The organism is candidate division TA06 bacterium B3_TA06, assembly GCA_005223075.1.
In the GTDB taxonomy this organism is placed as follows: Bacteria; Hydrothermota; Tepidihabitantia; order B3-TA06; family B3-TA06; genus B3-TA06.
Genome location: NJBO01000033.1, coordinates 1 through 10,749 on the forward strand (window position 1 = coordinate 1; position 10,749 = coordinate 10,749).

Consider the following 10,749-nt stretch of genomic DNA (forward strand, 5'->3'; position numbering starts at 1 on the left):
GAACTCAAGTCAGGGGAGAGGCAACGGTTTGGCACTGAGTTCGAGCGGATAACCGCCTACTTCGCACAGTTGCAGAAGTTAAGCCTGGAAGGTGAGATAACGTTTCCCTATCCATGTCCACGTACGCCCGATAGGCCAAGAGACTACGAGATCAAGGTAGAAAAGCTCTCCGAGTATCTCAAAGACGGATACTTCAAAATCCCTCCGCTACTGGCATGAGTAAATTACCTTCCATAGCCGAACTCACCCTGCTCCTCGCCAGAGAGGAACGCAAGGCCACAGAGATTATAGAGGAGATCAAGGGCAATATAGGGAGAAAAGAATCAGAGGCCAATGCCTACATCAACCTATTTTTGGATGAAGTCTTAGCGCAGGCAAAGCAATTAGACGCATCGGGCAGCAAACCGGATGAGGAGAAACCGCTTGCCGGAATCCCGATCGCTATCAAGGACAACATCTGCGTTTCCGGCAAGCCCTGCACCTGTGCATCGAGGATTCTTGAAGGGTTCATCGCTCCCTATGATGCGACGGTGGTTGCCAGACTCAAGGACGCAGGGGCGATCATTGTGGGCAAGACCAACCTTGACGAGTTCGCCATGGGTTCATCGAACGAGAACTCGGCCTACGGCCCGGTGAGGAACCCTATGGATACAGAGAGGGTTGCTGGCGGCTCGTCCGGAGGATCGGCCGCAGCGGTGGCGTACGGTGGTGCGGTTGCCGCCCTTGGTTCTGATACCGGCGGCTCGGCCAGGCAGCCTGCGGCGTTCTGCGGACTGGTAGGGTTCAGACCCTCATACGGCAGGGTCTCAAGATACGGACTGGTGGCTTTCGCATCCAGTCTGGACCAGGTGTGTCCTATCACCCGAACGGTCCAGGATGCAGCGCTCATATATTCCATAATCGCCGGTCCTGATCCTTGCGACTCCACTACATATCCTGCCGAGCCTGAGGAGATGGACCTTGCCGGCGAGATACCTGAGGGAATAAAGGTCGGGTTGATCAAGGAGTGTTTTGACGATCTGGAAGACGAAAGGATGGGGGATGCGGTGCTTCGCTCGTTCAGGGAGGCGAGGGTAGAGTTGGTGGAGGTGAGCATACCTCTGGTAAGACTCAGCGTTGCCGGCTACCAGCTTTTGGCCATGGCCGAGGCCTCGTCCAATCTTGCAAGATACGACGGGATCAGATATGGAAGGAGAATCGAAAGGCTGGGCCTGCGTGAGACCTACTTTGCCACCCGTGGCGAGGGGTTTGGAGACGAGGTGACGCGCAGGATACTTATCGGGACGTTCGGACTTTCCGAGGGTTACATCGACGCCTACTACAACACCGCCTTGAGGTACAGAGCAGCGCTGGCTGCCGAATTTGAGGAAGCTTTCAAGAAAGTGGACTTCCTCCTCTCCCCCACCGCGCCGACACCTGCGTTCAAGCTGGGAGAGAAGATTGCAGATCCACTGGCCATGTATCTTTCGGATATCTTCACCGCACCCGCGGCCCTGGCAGCTTTGCCTGCGATCTCCATACCGGCAAAGGATAAGATAGATGGATTGCCTCTAGGTATTCAGATAACCGCGCCGCAGTGGCAGGATGCAAAACTTATGGAGTTTGCCCATGCAGTCGAAAGACTATGAGATAATAATAGGGCTGGAGGTTCACGCCCAGCTTGCCACCTCCTCAAAGATGTTCTGCCGGTGCGAGGTTGATGTGGACGCGGCTCCAAACACCAAGGTGTGTCCGATCTGCCTGGGGCTTCCAGGAATCCTGCCGCAAACCAATGATCAAGCAATCAAGCTGGGGATAAGGGCCGCACTTGCACTGGGATGCAAGATCAATCTCGAATCACGCTGGGCGCGTAAGCACTACTTCTCACCCGACCTGCCAAAGGGATATCAAATCACCCAGTACGAGCGCCCTCTGGCCACCGGAGGAGCACTGGAGCTTCCGGGGATGAACAGTAACGTGCGCATTCGAAGGCTGCATCTTGAGGAGGACGCGGGCAAACTCATTCATTCTTCACGCGAGACCCTGGTTGATTTCAACCGTTGCGGGGTGCCTCTGGCTGAGATCGTAACCGAACCGGACATCTCGAGCGTCGAGGAAGCGGACACCTATCTCAAGGAACTTAGATTGGTGCTTAGATCGCTTGGCGTCTCGGACGCTGAGATGGAGCGCGGGCACTTTCGATGCGAGCCGAACATCAGCGTTCGCCCCAGGGGCCAGGAGAAGCTGGGGGTGCGCTCGGAGATCAAGAATCTCAACAGCTTCAAGGCGGTGCGCGAGGGGATCCAGCGCGCGGTGAAAGACCAGATAGAGTGGTTGGAGCAAGGTGAGAAGATCGTGCAGACCACGTATCTGTGGGATGAGAAGCTAAGAGAACTCAAGCCGATGCGTGCCAAGGAGACCGCGGCCGACTACAGATATTTCCCAGAGCCCGACCTGCCGCCATTGATCCTTGCCGGATCGGAGATTGCCGAGATCAAATCAACCCTACCTGATCTTCCTGCGGTCAAGCGCAAGAAGCTGATCGAGGCGGGACTCTCAGAGCAGGATGCCGAGGTGCTTGTCGCCGAGCCTGAATGGGAGGATTATTTCCAGAAGCTGTTGGATGCGAGTGCTTCCATCAAAGAGGCATCGACCTGGCTCCTGAACGAGGCGCGGGGCATCATGGCCGAACGCAAGGAGACGCTTGCCGACTTCAAGGTACCGGTAAAGGAGTTGGCTTCACTCATTAAGTTGTTGAGGGATGGCAAGTTAACCCGCCCCGCGGCCAAGGACCTGCTTGCCGCCATGGCTGATAAGGGAAGAGGGGCAGCCGAGCTTATGGAGGAACTTGATCTGGGGAGCGTTTCAGACGAGGGACTTCTTGAGGAGACGGCAAGGAAGGTAATCGAGGAGAATCCGGATGTGGTCGAACGCTATCACAAAGGGAAGACAAACGTGATAGGCTTCCTTGTGGGCCAGTGCATGAAAAAGCTACGCGGCAAGGCCGACCCGAACGCCGTCCGGGAGATACTTTTGAAATCACTGCAGAAAAGTAAATGAACCCTAGATCTTAAGGAGGATCAAGTGACCCGCTACCAGAAGGGTATTCAGACCATAATCCATGACTGTCTCGGAACAAGTAAGGGAGAGCGGGCGATAGTTATCTGCGACAAACCCAAACGGAAGATAGGCGCAGACCTCTTTGATGCATTAGTCGGTGCCGGAGCCGAAGCGATTCTCTGCGAGATAATACCGCGCAAGCAGCACTCACAGGAGCCACCTAAATATGTGGCCGATCTCCTACGCTCAGCGGATGTATTCCTCATCCCAACCTCCAAGTCAATGACGCACACCCAGGCGCGGCGCAAGGCGGTCGCCAACGGTGCGCGCGGCGCGACCCTGCCAGACGTTACCGAGGAGATGATCGCACGAACCATGAGTGCGGACTACGCCGAGATCCACAAGCGCACCTTAAAGCTCGCCAGGATACTTGCCGGAGCAAAAAGGATTCACATCACCACCAAGAAGGGCACCGATGTGGAGATAGTGACTGAAGGCAGGAAATTCTGGCTGGATACCGGTGTGCTTACCAAACCCGGTGCGTTCTCCAACCTCCCTGCAGGAGAAGCATATATCGCAACTCTGGAGGGCAAAAGTTCAGGGGTCGTTGTATTTGATGCCAGCTTCGCAGGGATCGGAATGCTATCTGCGCCGATCACCATCCAGATCGAGAGGGGACGTGCAGCGAAGATCAAGGGTGATAGAGGTAAGCTCAGACGCATGTTGGACGCGGCAGGTTCCAAAGGCCGCAACCTGGCAGAGCTTGGTATAGGTACAAACGAGCGGGCCCGCATCACCGGCAACGTGCTCGAGGACGAGAAGGTGATGGGCACCATCCATCTTGCCTTCGGGGATAACTCAACCTTCGGCGGCAAGGTCAAGGTTGACGTGCACCTCGACGGGCTGATACTTAAGCCCACCGTGGTAGCGGACGGCCGCGAGATCATGAAGAATGGTCGCCTACTCGCTTAGGCTGCTTGCGCTTCTGCTACTTCTGGGAGCAGGAGAGGGCCGCATACGACGCATCCGGTTCAAGGGGAACCACCACTTCTCCAACTCAAGACTCAGCAACATACTCTATACTAGCCGCAACGAACTGTATAGCCCCCCCATGGTAGTAGCCGATTCGGCGGAACTTGTAAGGTTCTATCGCAACCAGGGATTTCCCCGCGTTGAGGTTGAACCACGGTATCTCGCATCCAGAAACAAACTTATCTACCATATAAAGGAAGGCGACAGGCTCAAGATCAAAAGCATCAGGATCATAGGAGCCTCGGCAAGCGACGAAAATGCTATCCTTGCTAAGATTCCCCTCAAGAAAAAATCTCCGTTTACACTGTTTGGACAACAGGAAACCGAGCGCATCATCAAACGTTACTACAAGGACCGCAGCTACCCCTACGTGGTGGTTAATATGGATACCACAACGCAGGGGACCGAGATAGAACTAACCTTGAGTGTGGTTCCTGGAAAGCGTGCGTGGATCTCAAGCATCAGCTTCAGCGGTGTTGCCCCATCCGAGGTAAATCCAGACTTTCTCCTGCGTACAACCAGACTAAAAGCGGGTGAGCGCTACTCGGCCGCAAGGCTTGACCGAGCCAGTCGGCTTCTCTACTCAACCAGTCTGTTCTCGCGTGTCAGGATGAACCTTCTAACGGTCTCCTCCGGACGCGAGGATTCCCTTGATGTAGTCTTCCAACTTACCCCGACCAAGACGCACGCCGTGCTTGTAGGCGGCGGTGTTCAGACGGCTGAAAATGAGTTCATACCTGACAGGCTTCTTCTTTCCCTCGGTTGGGAGCATCTCAATATCTTCCACCGCGGCGTAACCTTATCAAGCGAGGTAACCCTAAGCCCGACCTTCCGAGGCGACTACGAGACTGGTTTTGAGATACGCAACCGCTATCCAAACATTCTGCCTTGGGGACTGGCACTTGCCCTTTCACCCTACTGGAAGCACCGCCTTAACCGCGACACGATTAACATCTTTACTCACACCCTGGGGGGAGAAGCGGGGATCGAGAAGGATTTCTCTGATAAACTGAGGGTGGGTCTCTCGGCGCAGGCCAAACAAGTTTGGCAAATCCCTAAAAACTTACCATTTGATGAAACCGGTTCAACCAACTTCCTGCGTTTCTCTCTTATCTATGATAGCCGCGATGACTTCTTCAATCCCAAGAGTGGGGTGTTCTTTTCCCCCTATGCGGACTGGGCGGGTAGGCCTTTCGGTGGTGATAACGACTTTGTGCGGCTTAACGCCGAGTTCCGCAACTACCTTGCTTTACCCTTTGACGCCGTCCTTGCCTGGAGGCTTCGTGGTGGTTTGATCGCTCCGCATTCAGGGATGAGATACGAGGATATATCTTTATTCGAGAAGTTCACCCTTGGGGGCTCGGGCACTGTTCGTGCCCTCTCAGACCGTGCCCTTGGCCCTGATTCAATCCTGGTTAACTTTCGACCCAACCCGCCTGATCCTGTGACAGGAGAAGTAGACACCACTTGGTTTTTTGACCACTATGGAACCCTCCTGCTCCTTTACTCGTTCGAGCTGCGCACCCCGTATATGTTCAACAACCTGATAGGCTTTGCTTTCTTCATGGACGTAGGGATGTGCGCACGTGATGGTGACAACATCCGTGATGAAGACCGTGCCTGGGGACCGGGCGCAGGGATTCGTATAAACACCCCCATAGGGCCGGTGCGTATCGACTACGCCAAGAACGCCCTGACGCCCTACTCGTGGGAACCCCGAGAGATCGGGAGGATAGAACTTGGCTTTCTTCAAGCGTTTTAGGCTTCGTCGGGGAGAGCGTCATCCTGCTCTGCGCCCCTGGCGGAAATGGATGCGCTTTTTGATAATCGCCGTGGTCTCCCTCATAGGTATGGTAGCTATGGCCTACTTCCTTAGAATCCCGCTACGCGACGACATCATCCGGCAGCTCTTGAGGATCGCTGAAAAGCAAGGCGTCTGGGTTGACTACGATGCTGTGTGGGGCGACCTCTTCGGCGGAATCAACTTCTCTCATCTTAGTGTAATTCAGGATACAGATCATCACTTTCAGGCGGATCGCGTGCATCTATCCTATCGCCTTATCCCTTACCTGCTTGAAAAACGCATTGACATAAGCTCGGTGCGGTTAATCCGGCCGTGCGTGCGCTGGGTGTTGCCTTTAGAAAAGAGGCAGGAACCTGAACCGCTCGATCCTGGCTTCTCGCTTGACCTGGCTTCATTTCACATCCGCAGCGGTCGTGTGGAACTGGCAGATACCTTGATGGTTGAAGGAATCCAGCTCGACATGAGCTTACACGTACGTCCGCACCGGATCAATGGACGCCTGCGCCGCGTCTCTGCCCTCCTAGAGTTGAACGGCGAGGAACGGCTGCGCCTGCGTTCGGCCAAGACCAACTTCGCCTACGCAGCACCTGACACCGTCCATCTGGACGACCTGCTGTTGCTCACCCAGCGCTCCAAGCTAAGGGGTGAGATACATATTGAAGGGCCAAGTTGGGATGTGGGGTTTAGGGAAGCCAGTATTGATCTTTCCGAGATTGATCCCCAAACGCTTGAAGGCCGCCTTGTCGCCCAGGGCAGGGTGGGAGAAGACAGCACAGGTTTTTGGGGGGGATTCACGCTCGACCTTGAGGGTGCGAGGGTCGGCGAGTTCAGCCTCGCGGATGTGAATATGGCACTAGAGGGAGAGGGGGGAAACTTCGAGATCTCACTCTCCGCAAGCGATCCTAGCCTGGGAAGGATAACGAGTGCGGGCACTATGCGGTTGGAAAGGGAGGGCGTAAGTGTTGATCTTGCTATTGAAGAAGTTGAGCTTTTCCCTGCCTCCGGCTGGCCTGTGAGCTTCAAGGGCAAAGTAACCGCGGGCTACAGCTTGCAGGAAAAGGAGGGGGAGATCAAGGGTAGGCTGGAGGAGATAGGTATCCACACGATGCGTTGGGAGAGCTGCCGTTTCGACGCTGCGTTTGCTGGAGAAACAATCAGGCTGCGTGAGTTCCTGCTAACGCAGGGGTTCGCACGTATCCAGGCTGAGGGGGTGTTCTCCCCAGACACAATTACAGGCTCGGTGGGTATCCAGAGCTTCCAGATGGCAAGCCTGGGTGAACTCAACCCTCTGGGTGCACCAGCCGAGGTGGACGTAGAGCTGGAGGTTGAAGGGGATAAAGACGCTCCAAAAATCTCAGGTATTGTTCTTGTCCGCTCTGATGAGGCGTTCTTTGAAAAGATAGAAGCGAATCTTGCATCCTTCGATCCCTTGAGCTTCGCCGGGACAGCAACCCTTGACGTGGGAGGAGTCACCGGAGTTGTGAAAGAAAAGATTGACCTTAAGGCCACTATCGAAGACGGTTTCCTTGAGGCCGCTGCATCCGCCGGTCCTGATATGTCTTTAACAACCAAGGGCTTAATAACACTTGACCTGGAGCAAAAGATCTACGAATACGGCTGTGAAAAACTTACCTTGGTCATCTCAGCGGATACAATCGAGAACCGCTTCCCCTTTGTTCTGGGTCAGGCTGCAGACTCCATCTATCTAAGCCCTACATTCCTGTTCGTGGGCGCGGGCGAGCTCGCTACCGCAGGCTCGTGGCGAGCGGGTGCGCTGCCACGCTGGGAGCTTTCTTTATACGATGTTGATCTTTCTACCATCGGCAGGATCTTTAATCTCCCCCAAGACGCGCGCGGCCTCATATGGGGACAGATAGCAAGTCGTGGAGAAACTGAGAACCGAACCATACATATTGACCTCGGTGCTGCGGATCTGCACGTAGCAAATATTGAAGCCGACAGCCTGAGTTTTACAGGTGTCCTCGACACATCAAAACTTGAGTTCGATGCGGCTTTTATCCTCGGACAAGGTCATTCCACTGCCAGAGGTTACCTATACTACAACCTGAAGGACAGTATACCCATACAATCTTTCGATGTCCATGCACATCTCGATAACATCGGGGTCTGGCCATTTGAGTTCATCAAGGATATAGTAGAAGTACGGACCGGAGAGATCACTGGCGAGCTCCACGCATCAGGGACACTTGAGAACCCGGACCTTGAGGGGTGGGTAAACGTTCGCAACGCTGAGGTTTACGTACCGATAATTGACCTTACCAGTGAACGTGCCGACGCTGATATCCTATTCAGCAACGGGAAGGTGATAGTTGATCGCCTCGACGCAAATATAGGTACAGGTAGTATCGAGGGTCGAGGGGATTACACCCTGTTTACCGAACCCTATCCGTTCTTCTTCGGTCTTCGTGTGCAGGATGTAGTATTCTCACCTGAAAGACATATCTCAGCTGTCTGCAGTGGGAACCTGACCCTGGAAGGGGCTTATATAACCCCACTTATGATAGACGGCAAGTTGACACTTAAGGAAGCCCTCGTCACTTACGGACTCGGTGACGAGATCCGCGTAACCTCACCGGCTGCCCCTGCGCCCGACCCGTCCAAGCCCCCTCCGCCTCCAACCTACATCAACCTGGCGATCAAGGGAGAAAAGAATATCTGGATACGCAACAACGACATGGACATCGAGGTGATTCCAGATCTTGAGATCACAGTACGGGATGCCCCGATGCCTCAGATAATCGGGGAGTTGCGGGTAAGACGCGGTAGCGTCTACTATCTTGACCATCAGTTCCGACTCGACCCGGCCCGAAGCAAGATCACCTTCCCCCCCACAGAGGAACTCGATCCGGAATTCGACATATGGGCATCGAAGCGGACGAACGAGATTGACTCAAGCCGTGGTAAACCAGAAGTTGTAGAAATTACCCTGCACATGGCAGGCACCCTTACCGAACCGATACTTGAGTTCTTCTCCGATCCACCGATCTGGTCGGAGTCTGAGATTCTCTCATACCTGCACCTCAATCTTGCCACCGCGTTTGTACAGGGTGTGGTAAGGAACGTAACCAGCCCGATTCAAAACTGGGCTCGCCTTGATGTCTTCTCAATCGAGGACTTCGCAATGCAGGACGTGCCGACCAAGGTAACCTTTGGCAAGTACATAAGCGACAAGTTGTTCGCCTCCTACACCGTAGCCATTTCTCAGCGTGTGCCAGGCGAGAACCAACACCAGTTCAGGGTTGAGTATGACGTGGGAAAGAATCAGGACATCATCCTTGAACGAGACGAAGATGGTGCGCACAACCTGCGTTACCAGATAAAGCTGCGCTACTGATGATAATCCATGCGGCGGTTCTGGGCCGTCCTGTTGATACCCTGCGCTATCGAGGCGATTTCTCGCTCGCGCCGGGTGATCTGGTGCGTGTGTCTTTAGGCACGGAGCGTGTCCCGGCTTGCGTGGTCGCAACCGAAGAGGGCAACCAGCAAGGGCTTAAGGAGGTAGAGGAACTTCTTGTTACCAATCTATTCCCGCAGATACTCCTGGAGCTGGCTGAACACGTCGCTGGTGAACATCTTGGCTTCCTGGGCGAGGCGTTAGGTTTAATCTTGCCGAGGGATATAATGATGCCGCCGAAACGCAAGGTAAAGAAACCAGAGAGCGAAAAAGACCAAAGAAGGCTCCGCATGCGGGCGGACGAGAGCCGGATACTTCAGGCGTTCAAGAAATCATCAAAGCCGATGCTTGTCCACTCCCCGGCAGACTACACCGCGCTTCTTGTCGAGCTTATACGCGATGTTATGAGTAGAGGTAGGGGGGTGCTCCTTATCTTCCCTGACGAGCCAAGCCTTGCGCGTTTCCATGAAAGGCTCTCAGCATATCTGCCGCTTGCACTCTATCATTCCGAGATGGGACAGGGCGAGCGCAGAAGGGTATGGCACGGGGTAAGGGAAGGACGCCTACCTCTGGTTGCAGGACTGCGCTCCGCGGTGCTCCTGCCGTTTACAAATCCTGGATTAATAGTGGTCTCAGACGAGGAGTCGGACTCGCACCGCGTGCGCTCGCACCATCTGCACTACAACGCCCGGGACCTGGCGGTTTTCCGTGCAGAAAAGGAGGGTGCTCGCGTTCTGCTCTTCTCACTTACCCCCTCCCTTGAGACATCCCATAAGGCCCGGAGCGGCAGGCTCTTATGGATAGAGCGCCGGGTTGCACAGCACGGCAAGGCCCTTATCGTTGACATGAAGAAGGAGGAGGAAGGGACTGCTCTTTCCAAACCGCTGCTCGCGGAACTGAAAGCGGCGAGGGGGCGAGGGATGCAGGTGCTCCTGCTCCTGAATCGCTTGGGGCTGGCAGCAAGGCTTCTCTGCCTTGACTGCGGGCACATCCCTACATGCCCCGTCTGCGACATGCCGTTCAAGTTCGTAGGCAAAGGCGCAGCTCTGGTGTGTCCTATCTGTCACAATGAGATTCCCGCGCCCGAGCACTGCCCTGAGTGCGGGGGTGCGCGCTGGCAAAGCCTCTCCTTTGGCCTTGAGAGCCTGGATAGGGAACTTAAGCGATGCTTCCACCACGATAGGCTCTTAAAGATAACGGCTGAACACAGGCCGATTATTGAGGAGGCACAGAAAGCGGAGATCATCTACGGAACGAGCGCCATCCTGGAGTACCGGCCGCCGAGGGTGCAGGTGGCCGCGTTCCTATCCTGGGATGCGGAGCGAAGCCGGGCAGATTTCAGGGCGGCGGAGCGTGCGTTCCGTAACGTTGCCTACCTGCGCAGGATACTGACGTCGAGCGCTCAGAGTCGACTCGTCATACAGACGTTCAGGCCTCGCAACCGGCTTCTTTTGTGGGC

7 protein-coding genes are annotated in these 10,749 nt (G+C 55.0%); all 7 read left to right on the forward strand.

What is annotated here, in order from left to right; translation table 11 throughout:
- Positions 1-219, forward strand: a 219-nt coding sequence (locus CEE36_11085) for a hypothetical protein (GenBank protein TKJ37301.1), incomplete at its 5' end; no start/stop codon positions are given.
- Positions 216-1,628 carry an Asp-tRNA(Asn)/Glu-tRNA(Gln) amidotransferase GatCAB subunit A gene (locus CEE36_11090; protein ID TKJ37302.1) on the forward strand — a complete coding sequence of 471 codons (1,413 nt, stop codon included), beginning with the start codon at positions 216-218 and terminating at the stop codon, positions 1,626-1,628. The genes CEE36_11085 and CEE36_11090, both read left to right, overlap by 4 nt.
- Positions 1,585-3,039 (forward strand): Asp-tRNA(Asn)/Glu-tRNA(Gln) amidotransferase GatCAB subunit B, encoded by a 1,455-nt coding sequence (locus CEE36_11095; protein ID TKJ37303.1) that lies wholly within the window; start codon positions 1,585-1,587, stop codon positions 3,037-3,039. Before CEE36_11090 ends, CEE36_11095 begins: the two co-directional genes overlap by 44 nt.
- A gap of 24 nt (positions 3,040-3,063) precedes the next feature.
- Complete coding sequence (locus tag CEE36_11100; protein ID TKJ37304.1) at positions 3,064-4,011, forward strand: leucyl aminopeptidase; 948 nt, start codon at positions 3,064-3,066, stop codon at positions 4,009-4,011.
- Positions 3,992-5,833: a hypothetical protein gene (locus tag CEE36_11105; GenBank protein ID TKJ37305.1), complete on the forward strand. Its 1,842-nt coding sequence runs from the start codon at positions 3,992-3,994 to the stop codon at positions 5,831-5,833. Before CEE36_11100 ends, CEE36_11105 begins: the two co-directional genes overlap by 20 nt.
- Entirely contained in the window at positions 5,811-9,230 is a 3,420-nt protein-coding gene (locus CEE36_11110) for a hypothetical protein (GenBank protein ID TKJ37306.1), read from the forward strand. The genes CEE36_11105 and CEE36_11110 overlap by 23 nt, the downstream gene beginning before the upstream one ends.
- The coding region (locus CEE36_11115; protein ID TKJ37307.1) for a hypothetical protein at positions 9,230-10,749 on the forward strand (1,520 nt) is incomplete at its 3' end. The genes CEE36_11110 and CEE36_11115, both read left to right, overlap by 1 nt.

Bases quoted from the DNA above. Each gene is read 5' to 3' on its own strand.
- CEE36_11095 (TKJ37303.1), top strand. From the start codon at position 1,585: ATGCAAAACTTATGGAGTTTGCCCATGCAGTCGAAAGACTATGAGATA.
- CEE36_11090 (TKJ37302.1), top strand. From the start codon at position 216: ATGAGTAAATTACCTTCCATAGCCGAACTCACCCTGCTCCTCGCCAGA.
- CEE36_11105 (TKJ37305.1), top strand. From the start codon at position 3,992: ATGGTCGCCTACTCGCTTAGGCTGCTTGCGCTTCTGCTACTTCTGGGA.